The following is a 16,298-nucleotide window of genomic DNA, read 5'->3' as shown; positions in this document are numbered from 1 at the left end:
GCTTTCTGAATGTCTTTCTTAAGTTTTTTATCTGTTATAACTGGCATCAATAGCGGTGCCGGTTTACCAATCTTGTGGCTATTAAAAATGCCAATTTGGCCCGAAAAGTTGGCAGAGTAAGCCGCATTTTACTAAACCTGTCTATTAGTTAATCAATTAAGGAAAGACGAATGGACTACAACGCATTGGTGATTGGAGCCACCAACTGCCAGCAGCTGGAACAACAAATTGGCAGTCCGTATTCCCTTACCTGTGTCGATGAATTCGAAACTCTGCTTGCCCATGCTGTCGCAACACCGTGTCAGGTGTTAATCATCAATGAAGTTATTACCGGCATGGCGGCGGCAATGGATTGGTGTCGAAAGCTGAAGCAGGAAGACATCTTTAATGATATGCCGATTGTTATGTTGGCTGATCGTGATGAACTGGCCGATCGCATGGATGCTTTTGAGGCAGGCTTCGACGATTTGATTGGCAATGATGCGATGTGGGAACTACGTGCCCGTATCGATCGCGTTGTGTTCAATAAGCTCGCCAATGCCCAGCTTAAAGCACAATTACAGCAAGCCAACGAAATGGCGTTTATCGCTATGTCGGATACCTCCGATCTGGGGGTAAACGTTCAGTTTCTGCTCGACTGCAATACCTGCAATAACCTCGATGAGCTGGGAATGCGCTTATTTCAGGCGCTGCAGAACTATGGTTTGAGCTGCAGCCTGCAGATGCGCAGTGAGCATGGCATCAAAAATATGGAAGCCAACGGCATGGCAAAAGCGATGGAATCTGTGCTGATGGAAGAGTGTAAGGATCAGGGGCGTTATGTCGACTTCGGACACCGCTCCATCATGAATTACGAAAGTGTGTCGCTGCTGGTTAAAAATATGCCGGTTGAAGACGATAAAAAATACGGCGCTATCAAAGATAATGTTTTCTCTCTGCTACAAGGCGCACACGCGCGTGTGGTTGCGTTAGATAACCAGAAAAATCTCGAATTAGAAGGAACCCTGGTGAAACAGATGGTCAGTCAGATGCGTGGGCAAATGGCAGATGTTGATGATTCCTATCAGGAAGTGATGCGCCAGATTGCCGACGTGGTTGAAAATATGGCCGACGGCGTTGAAGAAAGTATTCAGTTTCTCGGCATGGATGAACATCAGGAAAGGGCGCTGCAGAAAATTATGGAAACCGGCATTCTCGATACCAACCGGATTTTTAACGAAGGTATGCAGCTCGACCGTGGGCTGAAAGATTTCCTCAATCAGGTCGAGCACCTGTTTAATGCCGGACATATCGATGCCAGCGAATTGCAGCGTCTATTGCAGTAGCTGCAATTGCACTTGAAGAATCAGAAGTTCGCTCTGAACGTCTACAGCAACTCTTTGATAATAAAGTCGCGACCCTGATAGACACCGGGTTCAATATAAATACGATTACCCAGTTGCAGTTCCTGCTCGCACACATTGTGACCATGGATAATCAGATCAACGCCAGCAACCTTGTGCTCACGCCTTTCTTTAAAAGCGCTGCGTCCCCAGATGCATTGTTCAAGCTTTTTATCCGCCAGCGATTCGAATTCACCCCAATTTAATGCCGGAAAATCCGCGTGCACAATGCCATAGCGTTTGCCGGATTTACCGCTCACTTCAATCGCCAGTGGCAGCTTTTCAATAGCATCGAACCATAATGGCCACTGGCTGGGATCAGAACTCGCAATCCACTCACCACCATGTTGCAGCCATAACATCTTATGTTGGCTGTTCTGGTATTTCAGGCCGCTGACCATCAATAATTCGTGATTGCCCAGTACCGAGAAAAACCAAGGCTCGTTTAATAGCGCCAATGCCTGGGCGGATTCCGGACCACGATCAACCAGATCACCAACACAAATCAGACGATCTTTATCGATATCAAAACTCAGCTGATCAAGTTGTTCCATCAGCTTAGAGGTATGGCCGTGAATATCGCCGACAACAAAATCACGTCCCAGGGTATTGGTCGCTAAAACGGATTTACTGGCTGATAACTTCATACTGAACCTGCTTCAATCACTACTTATTCGGTGCCCAACGGGCAAGGGTTGCCAGCGCCATTAATAATACAAACATAAAGGCGTTGGCCGGAATCTGCAGATTAAAATCCACCGTGGAGTGAATCGCAATCGCCATCATGCCCATGGTGGAGGCAAATCCGAGGCCTTTAAATAATTCACTGCGGCGTTTGCGCATGGCCTCAATCGCCCAGAAGAAACTCCAGCCAGCAGCAATTAATAACGCCATAAATCCAACCAGACCATACTCCGCGAGAAATTGCAGATAATCATTGTGAGCGTGATCGTACAGTTTTCGGGTATGTACATCAGTGCCGCGATAGGCTGGGTAGGTGTATTCAAACGCCCCCGCGCCGATGCCTAACACTGGATTTTGCTGCCACATCTGGAAGGTATCACGCGATACTTCGTCTCTGCTTTCTGAATTTGTTGAGGTTTTCTTTAAACGATCGGCTACTTTCTCCACGCCAAAAAAAGTACCAACAATGGCGATATCAATAATCAACAGGCTGCTTAACAGAATGGTGGTGGAGCGGGATTTGTTTTTCATCAGCAGTAAGGCCAGACCGCCGGTCATCATCAGGCTGGCGAAAAAGGCAGTATTACCCATACGTGAACGGCTGAGTACCAGCGCAATCACCATCACGGCCAGTAGCAAGCGCATGGCAACTTTAGGGCTAAGCAGTGTATCAATGGTCTGGCGCATGCGCTGGCGCCAGTTGCCGTAATAACGGTTGGACTGAGACAGCAAAAAGCCGATGCCTAATGCCAGGCTCATTTCCAGGTACCCTGCCAAGTGGTTACGGTTAACAAAGGTACCGGTGGCTTTACCCTGATAAGCTTCTTTCTCCTGGAAGAAACCCCATTCAAGGCCGGTTAATACCATTAATGAACCGTAAATGGCCTGGAACGCAGCGGCCAGAATAACCACCCAGATAATACGTTTGATACGCTCACGTGAATTCAGAATTAACAGGCTGGCCGCCATAAATGCCGTAAGACCTGACCCCAGCAGGGCGTGTTGCCAGATATCATGTTGGCTATTGGCCAGAATAAGCGACTGCACAATAACCCACAGCTGAATGCCCAGCAGTAACAACAGAATAGGTAAGCTCTTCTTCAGAACCTTAGGCCAGCGCAAAACGTCGAGCTGTTGATTCACTTGTCCCTGAACAAGTCTGTTAACTTCGGTCGCCAGTAGCAGCAAAGCGGCTGCACTGTAGAGTGGCCAGACCCAGTTGGCATAACCGCCAAAGGCCAGCGGCAAGCAAAAAACCAATGCCTGATAAGAATTCCAGCTTTTCATAATCTTCTTTGACGAGGTGTCTGAATGTCGGACAAAAAAATACCCGGCATAGCCGGGTATTTGTCAGCCTTGTGGTTTATTAAACCGGGCTGATTGAACCGCCAGGAGCAGGAGCGTTTGGATCCTGAGTTGGCTCTTGGTTCTGGTTTTGATTCTGGTTAGTGTTTGAATCGTTACCAGAAGCAGTTGCGTCAGAGTTGCCAGTCAGAGCTGCAGAAGACTCTTGTGCAGATGCGATAACATCAGACGGAATGTTTTGGCTCTCAGCTGCTGCGTTAACCGCTGCTGCATCAACACCTTCAACATTGTTAGCTGCTACGAACAGAGCAGTTACAGCAACTTCCGGGCTGTCTACTGCTGCAGTAGTTGCTGCTAATACGTCGGCAACGCTTTGGTTGCTCTGGATTGCTGCAGTTGCAACGTCTGCAACCGGAACACCTGCGTCAACAGCAGTTTGTACAACCAGTGCCAGTGGCAAGCCAGCTTCAATCATCTTTTGAACAGCTTCAGCTTCACAAGCAGAAGTTTCACAAGCTGCGGCTTCTGCCTTCAGAGTCGCTGCTTCATTCAGTTGAGCCTGGGTGTATTCTTCAGCTGCGAATGCTGGCATTGCAGCAGCCATCACAGCAATAGTCAGTAATTTGCGCATAAGTCCAAATCCTTATGTAGTTCTAGTGAGTAAAGTTTGAGCGGATTCTAAAGCGCTCAATAGTGAATGCCAAGCAAAAATGGCGTAATCCGTGGAGAAAAAGTTCAAAGTACGAATATCGTACTAGTTTTGTTCTGTGACACTCTCCAGCCCAGAGATTACGGGCTTATTCCTTCATATTAAATATGAATTTTGTATGACAAATGGGCGCCAGAAAGTGTTTATTTGCGCCAGGTAGCAGAAATGGCGAAATGTGCCACTTTTTTGTAACCGGGCCATTCACAATGCCCGGTAGGTTGTGTATGGTGCGCCGGATTGTCTAAGGCCTAAACCTAGACTACTCATAAAAGGATGCTACAAACAGGGTGTTGTTCATATCTTATACGTCTGCTTGGATATATGCGCAGTCAAGTCTGTATCTGACCTTTATTGTTTCATTATTAGCCTGATGATATGGGTAATTTAGCTTGTCTATTTTGAAGAACAGTGCAATTTACCTTGGAGCAGAGGTCTGCTCTAAGTGTTTGCCTCTACTACTACTTCCTTACTTAACAAATAAGTTAGGTGTGCAAGGGTTTGCAGAGTTATCTATCGTTTTGGCGGCTGCAACATATGTACTTGTTGCTATCGGGCTGGGTGCTGATCGCTTCGTTCTCAAATTCGTAGCTGACGGAATATCTAGGGGTAGACTAGTCAGTGCGGCGTTAAAATGGTTCTGGCTTTCGTCATTTATATTATCTGTTATCGGATTTTTTTTGTACGGTGTCGAGGGGGTTATCGTCGTCGTATATGCTTTGTCTCAAGCTTCCTTGATGCTTATGCTTTCAGCATTGCAATCTAAAGAAGAGGTAGGGAAGTACTCGGGAGTCCAGGTTGGTGTTTCTATTACATCAACTGTGATGACTATCATTATATTTGAGTATGTATCATTCGGAGTAAATGAACGACTGCTTATTGTTGCAATGTCGAATTCTATATTTTCTCTATTTTTATGGAGTTATGTTAACAGTGAATCTGATATTGAAGAGACTTTTATGATTGAAAAGGGAGGCTTCTTTGCATTTATAGCTTATAGTATGCCTTTGGTTGGTTATCTTCTTTCTTCAGCATCAAAAGGTCAGTTGGAAAAAATATATTTTTCATATTCTGCGAGCGATGAGTATATAGCATCGTATTCATTGGCGTTTCAATTGATGACTTTGTATTTATATTTTTATACTTCGGTGAATAAGGCGCTTGTGCCCAAATTGTATAGTCGTCTAAGAAATGAGGGAATTGATGGGCGCTATTTCGTTAAGCAATTGATGATAAAGTTTCTTTTGTCTTGTGTAATTGTTCTGCCAGTGTTTTTCTTACCGGATTTCATTTTTACGCTGATTTTTGGTGATGAGTTTCATAGTGTTTCAGAATTGTTTTTATTTTTTTCTATATCTACGGTTCTATATTTGCCATATTTGATGTTGCTTAATACTTTGCTGTATTTCTCGAAAGTATATGAAACCTCTGTTTATGCACTTGCTGGAGTGTTTGTTTATTTTATTTCTTTATACTTTCTCCATCGATACTATCCGATACTAGTTCCACTGGCGAATTTAGTTTCAACTTTCTTTGTGATCGTTCTCATGGGGTATAAAGTGTTTTGTATAGAAAGGGATATTCGAAATGTATAATCTAAAGAAAATTTTTGTTGCACTATTTGGTGTGAGACTTATAAATTATTTGATTTTCGTTATTCAGCATAGAAGGCTTCCAGGCTCTGGTACATTTTCATATTATGTGAATTATAAAAAGATTAATTACACGGAAGAGATGGTGCGTTTGTCTGATAAAATCAGAGCGAAAGAGGCGCTGGTTGAGTGGGGGTATTCATATCTTCTCCCTGCTACTTATTGCGAAATAAGTGATATTTCAAAAGAAGCTTTTGATGCTCTGCCTGGTTCATTTGTTCTAAAGATGAACACCGGAGCAGGATGTAATTATATATGTAACGACAAGAAAAAAGTAAGTTTTGAAGAGTTATCAAGCTGTGTGTCATTGTGGGAAGTCGATAACGTAAGCTGGGTTGGGCTAGAGTTTCATTATTCTTTGATAAAACCTCGCTTGTATGCTGAGGAAGTCATCGGTGGTGGGGATGATGAACTTGTGGATTATAAATTTCACATGTTTCCAAGTGGATTTATGATTATTGCTGTATATAGAGGGCGAGGTCGTGACCTGAGAGTCGACTATTTTACTCGAGATCTAATTCGTTTGCCTCAGTTGTGGAATTATAAATCTAGTGGCCTGTCGATCGAGACCGTTATTCCAGCTAATATTAACGAGTTGATCGAGGTTGCAATGCGCTTGTATGAACTACAGAGTGAAGAATATGTAAGAATTGATTTGTATAGTATTGAGGGGAAAGTAATTTTCGGCGAGTTCACATTCACTCATTCTGGAGGATATTCGAAATTTGTGGATCCGGCATATGATAAAACTCTTTATCGCTGGGGATGGGGAGTCTAGTATGAATCGTTTGGGTTTTACTTTCGTTTTTTTTGGGCAGGGCTTTCATCAGTTGAATGTCTATTTTTTATCAAGGTTAATCTTTGTATATTAGGTTTGGTAGTATCGGAACGTGAATTTTTATTGTTCTAGATATTAGGGTGGTTCGAGAGTCTGGTTTTGTTATGAATGATGCACATGCTGTTAGTAATAAAGTTTTATATGGATATGTTGTAGTTTTCATATTGTTTATTTTTTCTTATTTGGAGCAGTTTATTTCTGGCGCGCGTTATATTAAGTACCTAGTCCCTGTGTTTGTTTTGTTTTTTTATGTGTTGGATGTTGTAAGGACGAGAGAGTTGTACTTTGTCCGGTCCAGGCCGGCTTATCCATTTGTTTTTTTGGTTTTTTACGGACTTTTTCTCTCAATATTTTATGGGGAATCCGACCTGAGGGATTTGTATTTTTTGCTTACGGCATTTGCGCCACTACTTTTTTTGGGTACAGTGCCATTACTGTATATAGATATTGCGGCTAAAGTTTTAGCGGTGCTATATCTTATCGAGTTTTCAATGTTTGGGTCAGTCGGTGAAATCTCATTTATCGATTCTAAGTCATCTTATGAAGGGACTATTAGCTTTCTATTTGGCTTCTTTGTTCTTTGGTATTCTGTACGTCGAAAATGGATTTTTTCACTATTATTCTTTGTATTGCTTCTTTTATCTTTGAAGAGAATTGCTCTCATTGGTGTGGTTCTTGGGGGAGGTTACCTACTGATGTTTCGGGCTGGTAGGGATCTTCGGTATATTGAAAAGGTAATCTACATAATACCTATTTTCGCTTTAGTGTTTTCTTTGGCGTTTTCCCTCGGTCTTATCAGTTATGTGCTGGAAGACTACTTTGGTGTTTCTATTGGCTATTTAACGATGGGGCGGTCTTTTATATCTGCTTATGTTTATGAGGCTATAGCTGGTAATGGGATGGTGTGGTTTGGATATGGGCCTGGAGTGGTTTATGAGTATGTTTCAGAAGCTACAGATGCTATTACTATTAATCTTCATAATGATTATTTGAAGATTTTCCTTGAATATGGGGTGTTTGGTTTTCTTGTTTTTTTTGCGCTGTTCGCTAGGGCGGTTCAAGGAGTTGGGGTAGTGTTTTATATTTATCTATCCTGTCTATTTTTAACTGATAATTGCCTTATATATCCACAAGTACTTTTTTTTATATTGGCAGCTATTGATGCTGAGGGTAATGATTGTGAGTGAGATCATTGTAATTCAAAGAGTAATGCCCCATTACCGTGTCCCATTTTTTGAAGCACTCCATCAAGAATGTAAGTCGCTTGGTATTAGCTTAAAGGTTGTTGTTGGAAATGAATATCCCGGGACTGTACCTAAAACGGTATATATAGAGCGCCCGTGGGTTGAATATCGACAAAATCTATATCTACGTGTTATGACAAAGGAGTTGGTTTTTCAGCCTTTCAGGCTTTCGGATTTAAAAGCTGATGCAATTGTTATTGAACAGTCTAATCGGTTGATTGTTAACTATCTGCTGCTGTTTTTAAGAGGTATGGGGTTAGTAAAGCTTGGTCTTTGGGGGCATGGAAAGAATTTTCAGGCAAGCAATAGTACATCTTTGTCTGAACGGCTGAAGAAGTGGCTATCGAAATCTTATGACTGGTGGTTTAGTTATACTGAGTCCGGCAAGAGCGTTATGGCATCTAACGGATGTCCGAAAGACAGAATTACGGTTGTCCAGAATAGTATTGATTTATCTGATTTTAATGATATTGATCGTATCAGGAATCAGGAGGAATTGAGTGTTGGTAACTTGGTGCTGAATAATCGGCTACCAACAGGAATCTATTGTGGTGGTATGTATGAAGAGAAGAGAATTCCTTTTCTTATAGGTTCCATCCTGAAAATTAAGGAAGAGATTCCGGAATTTCAGTTTGTTTTTATCGGTGGAGGCCCTGATTCATCCACTGTTGAGCGTTTTTCTAAAGAACATAGCTGGGTTGAATATATTGGTCCGGTATCGGGCCCTGATCGGGTTAAGTACTTTGCCTTTGCAAATGTTTTTTTGATGCCTGGCCTTGTTGGGCTCGCGGTTTTAGATTCGTTTGCAGCCGGGGTCCCTATGATTACTACCGATATTGGATATCACAGCCCTGAAATTGAATATCTTGAGGACGCTTATAACGGATATGTTACAGAAGATTGTGTTCAGAGCTATTCAAAGGCAGTTATTTCCCTTTTAAAGAATGACGCGAATATGGAGCAGTTGATTGAAGGTTGTAGGAAGTCTTCGGAAAAATATTCGATATCAAATATGGCTGGAAATTTTTCTTCTGGCCTTCAGGGGTTGTTAGATCGCATGGGCAGGCAAGAAATATGAGGATTTTGATTGTCCATAATGAATACCAGATTCGTGGAGGAGAAGACTCTGTTGTTGAATCAGAGTTTAAACTGCTATCTGATGATCATGAAGTCGAAGTGTTGTATCTTAATAACCATTCGGTAGCGGGGTTCGTGGATAAAGTTAAAGCTGCGATTGGTGCAATATTTTCGCTGTCTTCTTATTCTTTAATCCAGGCTCAAATAGATAGTTATAGGCCTGATGTTGTACATGTTCATAATTATTTCCCATTGATATCCCCATCCGTTTTTTATGCATGTAAGAGTAGGAGGGTTCCCGTCGTTCATACGTTGCATAATTATCGCTCGATATGCCCAACATCGTTGTTGATGTTAGATGGTAAGCCTTGTGAGAGGAGTCTGCATTCCTCAGTTTTTTGGGCGGTTAAACGTAAAGTTTATAAAGAGTCATACTTCGGAACTTTAACCCTAGCTCTGCTTATTGAATTTCATAAGGCTATTGGTACCTGGACTAAAAAAGTTGATCGTTTTATTCCGCTTACTTATTTCAGTAAAGATAAGTTTGTGACAGCGGGTTTTCCTGAGCAAAAATTGGCAGTAAAGCCTAACTTTTGCGAGAATCAACCTGTGCTGGCGGCTGATGAGCGTGGTGATTATGCTTGTTTTATTGGTCGCTTGAGTGAGGAGAAGGGAATTGCTGTCCTGTGTGAGGGGTGGTTTCCTCTTGATTATGAAATCAGGATCATTGGTGATGGTGATGTCCCTCGTTTGCCAGTCAGCCCTTCGATGAAGTTTACTGGAAGGTTAGACCGGGATGAGGCGCTCAAGACGCTCCGTTGCGCCAGATTTATAGTTATACCTTCAATCTGTTATGAGGGATTTCCAATGGCTATTGCGGAGGCATTCGCATGTGGGACCCCTGTGTTGTGTAGCCAGCTTGGTAGCATGGCAGAAATCGTTGAAAATGAAATTACTGGATTACATTTCGAACCAGGTAATGCTGAAGATTTGTCTGCAAAGGCTCAGTGGTTAATAGATCACCCAGAGGAGTGCGAGCAAATGGGGCGGAATGCCAAGGCTGAGTACCTTGAAAAGTACACGCCTGAAAAAAACTACGAGATGCTGATGGGTATCTATCAGCAAGCTATAGAAGAGGCTAAGAGGTCGAAGTGATGGATAGACAGGCGATTATATCTATGGAGGTGGATGTTGTTAACTTAGATCAAACACTTATAGCAGTAGAGGAAATGGCAAGGTCAGGGGAAGGTTCTTACGTTTGTGTATCTAATGTTCATATGTGTATGGAGGCGTTTGACTCTCCAGACTTCAAAAGAATAGTTAATGATGCTGACTTGGTCATTCCTGATGGACGCCCTCTGTCTTGGGCTCAGAAGTTGTTGGGCTATATTGATGCCGAACAGGTTCGTGGTCAGGATATAATGAATGCTATATGTGCAGCTTCAGGAAGAAAAAGTCTGAATATAGGTCTGTATGGTGGCAGCTCTGATAAGCTGTTGAAAAAAGTAACCCTAACGTTAAAACAAGATCATCCGGATATTAATATTACTTATAGTTTTTCACCACCTTTTAGGCCTTTAACCGAACAAGAAGATCAGGAAGTGGTTCGTGGTATTAGTGATGCTGATGTTGATGTGTTGTTTGTGGGAATCGGTTGTCCGAAGCAAGAAAGATGGATGGCGGAGCATAAAAATAGCCTGAAATGTGTTATGTTAGGTGTTGGTGCTGCCTATGACTTTATTGCGGGTTCTCAACAGCAGGCTCCGCACTGGATGCAGAAAATTGGCATGGAATGGGGATATCGCTTATTGTCAGAGCCTAAGCGATTGTGGAAACGTTATCTTAAACAAAACCCGCGTTTTATATATTATTTTCTCCAGCAGTGGCTATTGAAAAGAAAGTTTAAATAATTTAAGGGATATTAAAATGTCTAAAAAAGTCGCTTTAATAACAGGCATTACTGGTCAGGATGGTTCTTACCTGGCTGAGTTTTTGTTGGAGAAGGGCTATGAAGTTCATGGAATCAAACGTCGTGCATCTTCTTTTAACACGGAGCGTGTCGATCATATTTATCAAGATCGCCACGAGTCAAATGTTAACTTCTTTATGCATTACGGAGATCTGACAGACACCTCCAATCTAACCCGTATTTTAAAGGAAGTTCAGCCTGATGAAGTATACAATCTTGGTGCGCAGTCTCATGTAGCCGTTTCTTTCGAGTCTCCAGAGTACACGGCAGACGTCGACGCAATTGGTACTCTGCGTCTGTTGGAAGCGATTCGCTTCTTGGGTATGGAGAAGAAGACTCGTTTCTATCAAGCTTCTACCTCAGAATTGTACGGTGAGGTTCAGGAAATTCCTCAAAAGGAAACTACTCCATTCCATCCACGTTCTCCGTATGCCGTTGCTAAGATGTACGCCTATTGGATTGCGGTTAACTACCGTGAATCTTATGGGATGTACGCCTGTAACGGCATTCTGTTTAATCACGAATCTCCACGCCGTGGTGAAACCTTCGTTACCCGCAAGATTACTCGCGCATTGGCTAATATCTCCCAGGGCGTCGAAAAGTGCTTATATCTCGGTAATATGGATGCCTTACGTGACTGGGGCCACGCCAAAGATTACGTGCGTATGCAGTGGATGATGCTGCAACAAGATAATCCCGAAGATTTTGTAATCGCCACCGGCAAGCAAATTTCTGTACGCGATTTTGTGCGTTTGTCTGCCAAAGAACTAGGCATTGAGCTGGAATTTTCCGGTGAAGGCGTAGAAGAGAAAGCGACCATCACTAAGATTACCGGTGATACCTGTACGGGAGTCTCTGCTGGTGATGTTATCGTGCGTGTTGATCCCAAATACTTCCGTCCTGCAGAAGTAGAGACTCTGTTAGGCGACCCAACTAAAGCCAAAGAAAAACTGGGTTGGACGCCAGAGATTACCGTTGAAGAAATGTGCGCTGAGATGGTACAGGCTGACCTGGCTAAGGCTAAACAGCACGCTCTGTTAAAAGAGCATGGTTATGACGTAAATGTATCTCTGGAAGGCTAAATAGTTATGACAGTACGCATCTTTGTTGCTGGTCATAAGGGTATGGTCGGTTCGGCGATTGTTCGCCAGTTACGTGCTTCTGGCCGTGATGTTGAAGTGATTACCCGTGACCGCTCCGAGCTTAATCTCCTGGATCAACAACAGGTTCACAATTTCTTTCAGCAACAAAATATTGATGAAGTGTACCTGGCAGCAGCAAAGGTGGGGGGTATTGTTGCAAATAATACCTACCCAGCTGAGTTTATTTACGAAAACCTGATGATGGAATGCAATATTGTGCATGCAGCCCATCAGGCTGGTGTGAATGATTTATTGTTCTTGGGATCTTCCTGTATTTATCCAAAATTGGCTGAACAGCCAATGAAGGAAAGTGCTTTATTAACGGGGACTCTTGAGCCAACCAATGAGCCCTATGCAATTGCTAAAATTGCTGGCATCAAGTTGTGTGAATCCTATAACCGTCAGTATAGTCGCAATTACCGGAGTGTGATGCCTACGAACCTATATGGTGAAAATGATAATTTTCATCCAGAAAACTCACATGTTATCCCGGCATTGATGCGTCGCTTCCATGAAGCAAAGTTGAATAGTGATAAAGAAGTGGTGGTATGGGGTTCTGGTAAACCGATGCGAGAGTTTTTACATGTCGATGATATGGCAGCTGCCAGTATCTTTGTCATGAATGCCAGCGATGAGGTATATAAAAACTGCACCGAAGACATGTTATCTCACATCAATGTTGGTACCGGAGTAGACTGTACCATTGCGGAATTAGCATTGACTATGGCTGAGGTTGTAGGTTTTGAGGGAGAGGTGGTATTCGACAGTACTAAGCCGGATGGCGCACCCCGCAAGTTAATGGATGTTTCTACTTTAAAAGAGCTGGGCTGGCAATATAGCATCAGTTTAAAAGATGGTTTGTCTATGACTTATAAGTGGTTCCTAAATAACCAGGATAACTTCCGTGGCTGATGTATCCGGGGGGAGGGTTGTTCACGACTTTTTACCTGCTGAAACCTTTGAAGCTATCGTTGATGCGGCCCCTTTGGTTTCCATCGATCTGGTCGTACGAGATCAGAATGGACATGTGTTATTAGGTCGGCGTAACAACCGGCCTGCTCAGGGATATTGGTTCGTTCCTGGCGGGCGTATTCGTAAAAATGAATCTCTTGAATCTGCTTTCACACGTCTAACCAAAGACGAAATAGGAATTGAGTCGGAGATATGTAGTGCTACCTATCTCGGTTTATACGAACATTTTTATGACGACAGTATTTTTACCGAAGCAGGCAAGCTTGTTTCCACACACTACGTTGTAAATGGTTTTGAAATAGTGGTTGATTCTGCTGATATGTCATTGCCAGAGCAGCAGCATAATGATTATTGCTGGCAGAGCGAAGCCGAGTTGTTAACGAATCCAGAAGTACATATACACAGTAAATGGTACTTTCAGAAGGACAAAGGTTTTTTATGATTATTCCTGTCATTATGGCTGGCGGATCAGGCACACGTTTATGGCCTATGTCACGAACAGCTTTTCCTAAGCAGTTTCTGGCATTGGGAAACAATCTCACAATGTTACAGCAAACAGCCGCGAGACTGGATGGCTTAAGCTCCGGTAAGCCCATTGTTATTACTAATGAAGAACATCGCTTTTTGGTAGCTGAGCAAATGCGGCAGCAGAAGTCCGATGCAGATATTTTGTTAGAGCCTGTTGGTCGTAATACCGCTCCCGCGATTGCTTTGGCGGCATTGCATTTGCTAAACGCTAACACTGAAGAAACTCCTGTGATGTTGGTGCTGGCTTCAGATCATGTGATTCAGGATGACAAAGCGTTCCAGAATTCTGTAATGACGTTGTTGCCGGATGTTGAAGCCGGTAAATTTGGAACATTGGGTATTCTGCCGACAGAACCTGCTACCGGGTATGGTTATATTAAGCGTGTGGCATCGGATCAGTTGGCTTGTGTTGAGGCGTTTGTAGAAAAACCAGATGCAGTAACCGCTCAACAATATCTGGAAGAAGAATATTTGTGGAACAGCGGAATGTTCATGATACGCGCTGATCGTTATCTTGATGAGTTGAAAGAATACCGTCCGGATATTTATCTGGCTTGTGAAGCCGCGATGGCAGATACAGCGCAGGACCTGGATTTTATCAGGGTGGGCAAAGACGCCTTTGAGAGCTGTCCTGATGAGTCAATCGATTATGCTGTAATGGAGCCGTTGTCTGCTACAGGAAACGTTGTTGTCACGCCTCTTGATGCCGGTTGGAGTGATGTTGGTAGTTGGTCTGCATTGTGGGAAATCGCGGAAAAATGCGAAGATGGCAACGCTCTGTTAGGTAAAAACGTTCACAATCATACTATTTTGAAAGATACAAAAAATAGTTTTATTTTTTCTGAAAAGCGTTTGGTTGCGACATTGGGGGTGGAAAACCTTGTTGTGGTTGATACTCCCGATGCAGTATTGATCGCAGATAAAGGTAAGGTTCAGAATGTTAAAGATATCGTCGCAGATATCAAAAAACAAGGCAGAACGGAGCATCATAATCATCGTGAAGTGTATCGCCCTTGGGGTAAGTACGACTCCATTGACAATGGCGAGCGTTATCAGGTCAAGCGCATCACGGTTAATCCAGGGGCGAAGTTGTCGGTGCAAATGCATCATCACCGAGCGGAGCACTGGATTGTAGTGTCTGGTACAGCAAGTGTAACTAATGGTGAAGAAACTTACTTGGTAGCAGAAAATGAATCTACCTATATTCCAATTGGGCAGGTACATGCTCTGGAAAACCCAGGGGTCATTCCTTTGGAAATGATAGAAGTTCAGTCGGGTTCATATTTGGGTGAAGATGATATCGTTCGCTTAAAAGATAAATACGGCAGAGCATAGTAAGCTAAAGGATATAACAGATGTCTTCATTAACATGTTTTAAAGCCTATGATATTCGTGGACGTTTAGGTGAAGAATTAAATACCGATATTGCCTATCGCATTGGGCGTGCTTATGCCCAGTTCCTGGGCGCAAATAAAGTCGTTGTCGGTGGTGATGTTCGCGAAACAAGTGAAGAGCTGAAGCAGTCACTGGCCAGGGGAATTATGGACGCAGGCTGTGATGTTATTGATCTGGGCATGACCGGAACAGAACAAGTTTACTTCGCCTCTTTTCACCTGGATGTAGATGGTGGCATTGAAGTGACCGCAAGCCACAATCCAATTGATTTTAACGGTATGAAGCTCGTTCGCCGCGGAGCTCAGCCGATCAGTGGAGATACCGGTTTAAAAGACATTCAGGAGTTGGCGGAATCAGGCGCCTTTGAGGAGGTTGATAAGAAAGGCTCCTTAACCTCTTTAGATTTAATGCCAGCTTTTGTCGAGCATTTGCTGGGTTATGTTGACGTTAACAATTTTGAGCCGTTGAAATTAGTCGTCAATGCGGGTAACGGGTCGGCAGGGCCAAGTATTGACGCCATAGAAGGTGAATTTGTTCGTCTTGGTTTGCCGGTAGAGTTTGTTAAAGTTCATCATCAGCCTGACCCGAGCTTCCCTAACGGAATTCCGAATCCTTTATTGCCTGAAAACCGTTCTGCAACGGCTATTGCAGTTGTTGAAAATAAAGCTGATATGGGAATTGCCTGGGATGGTGACTTTGATCGTTGTTTCTTATTTGACGAAAATGGCGAGTTCATCGAAGGCTACTATATTGTTGGCCTGCTAGCCGAGGCGTTTTTGCTGAAGCACCAGGGCGAAAAGATAATTCATGATCCTCGTCTGACCTGGAATACCATTAACATGGTAGAGCGCAGTGGCGGTGTTGCTATCCAGAGTAAAACCGGCCACGCCTTTATTAAAGAGCGTATGCGCGCAGAAAATGCGGTATATGGTGGTGAAATGAGTGCTCATCATTATTTCCGTGATTTTGCTTATTGCGATAGTGGTATGATTCCGTGGCTATTGGTTGCCGAACTACTGTGCGTACAAAGCAAAAAGGTTTCGGAACTGGTAGGTGAGCGTATGCAAGCGTTCCCATGTAGTGGTGAAATCAATTACTGCGTATCCGATGTGCCCGCTGTGTTAGATGCTGTGAAAGCGCACTTTGCAGATCAAAATCCAGAGCTGGATACAACCGATGGTTTGAGCCTGGAATTGCCAGAGTGGCGTATGAATATTCGTGCTTCGAATACAGAGCCTCTGTTGCGTCTCAATATTGAAACAGTTGCAAACACAAAACTACTAGATGATTTGATTGGTGAAGTTGAAGAGCTCATTCGATCAGTCTAGCTAACCGATCAATTTTCAGCTGAATCAGGGTTGTCTGTCATGATAATCCTGATCCTAACTACGACAAGAAAGACCT

General features: G+C 43.2%; 15 protein-coding genes. 12 read left to right on the top strand and 3 right to left on the bottom strand.

Going from position 1 to position 16,298, the window contains the following annotated elements; translation table 11 throughout:
- Nucleotides 1-170: 170 nt before the first annotated feature.
- Complete coding sequence (locus ACOQOZ_RS09180; RefSeq protein WP_420591969.1) at nt 171-1,325, top strand: hypothetical protein; 1,155 nt, start codon at nt 171-173, stop codon at nt 1,323-1,325.
- Between the two features lie 41 nt (nt 1,326-1,366).
- Here the strand turns inward: ACOQOZ_RS09180 and ACOQOZ_RS09175 are convergent, their stop codons facing one another.
- The 3 genes from ACOQOZ_RS09175 to ACOQOZ_RS09165 all read right to left on the bottom strand — a co-directional run bounded on the left by ACOQOZ_RS09175 (nt 1,367) and on the right by ACOQOZ_RS09165 (nt 4,002).
- Nucleotides 1,367-2,029 carry a metallophosphoesterase gene (locus tag ACOQOZ_RS09175; protein WP_420591968.1) on the bottom strand — a complete coding sequence of 221 codons (663 nt, stop codon included), beginning with the start codon at nt 2,027-2,029 and terminating at the stop codon, nt 1,367-1,369.
- Nucleotides 2,030-2,048: 19 nt separating this feature from the next.
- Nucleotides 2,049-3,353, bottom strand: coding sequence for an O-antigen ligase family protein (locus ACOQOZ_RS09170; RefSeq protein ID WP_420591967.1), 1,305 nt, complete (start codon nt 3,351-3,353; stop codon nt 2,049-2,051).
- Between the two features lie 79 nt (nt 3,354-3,432).
- Nucleotides 3,433-4,002: a hypothetical protein gene (locus ACOQOZ_RS09165; RefSeq protein WP_420591966.1), complete on the bottom strand. Its 570-nt coding sequence runs from the start codon at nt 4,000-4,002 to the stop codon at nt 3,433-3,435.
- Between the two features lie 467 nt (nt 4,003-4,469).
- Here ACOQOZ_RS09165 and ACOQOZ_RS09160 point away from each other — a divergent pair, with 467 nt between their 5' ends.
- From ACOQOZ_RS09160 to ACOQOZ_RS09110, 11 genes are all read left to right on the top strand, one after another.
- Entirely contained in the window at nt 4,470-5,672 is a 1,203-nt protein-coding gene (locus ACOQOZ_RS09160; RefSeq protein ID WP_420591965.1) for an oligosaccharide flippase family protein, read from the top strand.
- Nucleotides 5,665-6,507 (top strand): ATP-grasp fold amidoligase family protein, encoded by an 843-nt coding sequence (locus ACOQOZ_RS09155; RefSeq protein ID WP_420591964.1) that lies wholly within the window; start codon nt 5,665-5,667, stop codon nt 6,505-6,507. Before ACOQOZ_RS09160 ends, ACOQOZ_RS09155 begins: the two co-directional genes overlap by 8 nt.
- A gap of 164 nt (nt 6,508-6,671) precedes the next feature.
- The gene (locus ACOQOZ_RS09150) at nt 6,672-7,754 is read left to right on the top strand and encodes an O-antigen ligase family protein (RefSeq protein WP_420591963.1); all 1,083 of its coding nucleotides are present in this window, start codon (nt 6,672-6,674) and stop codon (nt 7,752-7,754) included.
- The gene (locus ACOQOZ_RS09145) at nt 7,747-8,889 is read left to right on the top strand and encodes a glycosyltransferase family 4 protein (RefSeq protein WP_420591962.1); all 1,143 of its coding nucleotides are present in this window, start codon (nt 7,747-7,749) and stop codon (nt 8,887-8,889) included. The genes ACOQOZ_RS09150 and ACOQOZ_RS09145 overlap by 8 nt, the downstream gene beginning before the upstream one ends.
- Nucleotides 8,886-10,043 (top strand): glycosyltransferase family 4 protein, encoded by a 1,158-nt coding sequence (locus ACOQOZ_RS09140; protein WP_420591961.1) that lies wholly within the window; start codon nt 8,886-8,888, stop codon nt 10,041-10,043. Before ACOQOZ_RS09145 ends, ACOQOZ_RS09140 begins: the two co-directional genes overlap by 4 nt.
- Complete coding sequence (locus tag ACOQOZ_RS09135; RefSeq protein ID WP_420591960.1) at nt 10,043-10,798, top strand: WecB/TagA/CpsF family glycosyltransferase; 756 nt, start codon at nt 10,043-10,045, stop codon at nt 10,796-10,798. Before ACOQOZ_RS09140 ends, ACOQOZ_RS09135 begins: the two co-directional genes overlap by 1 nt.
- A 16-nt stretch (nt 10,799-10,814) precedes the next feature.
- The gene (gmd, locus tag ACOQOZ_RS09130; RefSeq protein WP_420591959.1) at nt 10,815-11,939 is read left to right on the top strand and encodes a GDP-mannose 4,6-dehydratase; all 1,125 of its coding nucleotides are present in this window, start codon (nt 10,815-10,817) and stop codon (nt 11,937-11,939) included.
- 6 nt (nt 11,940-11,945) lie between these two features.
- Complete coding sequence (gene fcl, locus ACOQOZ_RS09125; RefSeq protein ID WP_420590291.1) at nt 11,946-12,911, top strand: GDP-L-fucose synthase; 966 nt, start codon at nt 11,946-11,948, stop codon at nt 12,909-12,911.
- A complete protein-coding gene (locus tag ACOQOZ_RS09120; protein ID WP_420590292.1) occupies nt 12,904-13,413 on the top strand; it encodes a GDP-mannose mannosyl hydrolase in 510 nt (169 codons plus the stop codon). Before fcl ends, ACOQOZ_RS09120 begins: the two co-directional genes overlap by 8 nt.
- Nucleotides 13,410-14,834, top strand: a complete 1,425-nt coding sequence (locus ACOQOZ_RS09115; protein WP_420591958.1) for a mannose-1-phosphate guanylyltransferase/mannose-6-phosphate isomerase — start codon at nt 13,410-13,412, stop codon at nt 14,832-14,834. The genes ACOQOZ_RS09120 and ACOQOZ_RS09115 overlap by 4 nt, the downstream gene beginning before the upstream one ends.
- 20 nt (nt 14,835-14,854) lie before the next feature.
- Complete coding sequence (locus ACOQOZ_RS09110) at nt 14,855-16,222, top strand: phosphomannomutase CpsG (RefSeq protein WP_420591957.1); 1,368 nt, start codon at nt 14,855-14,857, stop codon at nt 16,220-16,222.
- The last annotated feature ends 76 nt before the right edge of the window (nt 16,223-16,298 follow it).

The organism is Bacterioplanoides sp., assembly GCF_965219715.1.
Taxonomy (GTDB): domain Bacteria; phylum Pseudomonadota; class Gammaproteobacteria; order Pseudomonadales; family Oceanobacteraceae; genus Bacterioplanoides.
Note: the sequence above shows the minus strand (reverse complement) of the source record. Positions and strands in the feature narration are given on the sequence as shown.

What these genes read in the sequence shown, in the direction of transcription:
- ACOQOZ_RS09180 (WP_420591969.1), top strand. Translation starts at nt 171, where the DNA reads ATGGACTACAACGCATTGGTGATTGGAGCCACCAACTGCCAGCAGCTG.
- ACOQOZ_RS09170 (WP_420591967.1), bottom strand. Translation starts at nt 3,353, where the DNA reads ATGAAAAGCTGGAATTCTTATCAGGCATTGGTTTTTTGCTTGCCGCTG.
- ACOQOZ_RS09175 (WP_420591968.1), bottom strand. Translation starts at nt 2,029, where the DNA reads ATGAAGTTATCAGCCAGTAAATCCGTTTTAGCGACCAATACCCTGGGA.
- gmd (WP_420591959.1), top strand. Translation starts at nt 10,815, where the DNA reads ATGTCTAAAAAAGTCGCTTTAATAACAGGCATTACTGGTCAGGATGGT.
- ACOQOZ_RS09140 (WP_420591961.1), top strand. Translation starts at nt 8,886, where the DNA reads ATGAGGATTTTGATTGTCCATAATGAATACCAGATTCGTGGAGGAGAA.
- ACOQOZ_RS09165 (WP_420591966.1), bottom strand. Translation starts at nt 4,002, where the DNA reads ATGCGCAAATTACTGACTATTGCTGTGATGGCTGCTGCAATGCCAGCA.
- ACOQOZ_RS09115 (WP_420591958.1), top strand. Translation starts at nt 13,410, where the DNA reads ATGATTATTCCTGTCATTATGGCTGGCGGATCAGGCACACGTTTATGG.
- ACOQOZ_RS09155 (WP_420591964.1), top strand. Translation starts at nt 5,665, where the DNA reads ATGTATAATCTAAAGAAAATTTTTGTTGCACTATTTGGTGTGAGACTT.
- ACOQOZ_RS09150 (WP_420591963.1), top strand. Translation starts at nt 6,672, where the DNA reads ATGAATGATGCACATGCTGTTAGTAATAAAGTTTTATATGGATATGTT.
- ACOQOZ_RS09135 (WP_420591960.1), top strand. Translation starts at nt 10,043, where the DNA reads ATGGATAGACAGGCGATTATATCTATGGAGGTGGATGTTGTTAACTTA.
- ACOQOZ_RS09110 (WP_420591957.1), top strand. Translation starts at nt 14,855, where the DNA reads ATGTCTTCATTAACATGTTTTAAAGCCTATGATATTCGTGGACGTTTA.
- fcl (WP_420590291.1), top strand. Translation starts at nt 11,946, where the DNA reads ATGACAGTACGCATCTTTGTTGCTGGTCATAAGGGTATGGTCGGTTCG.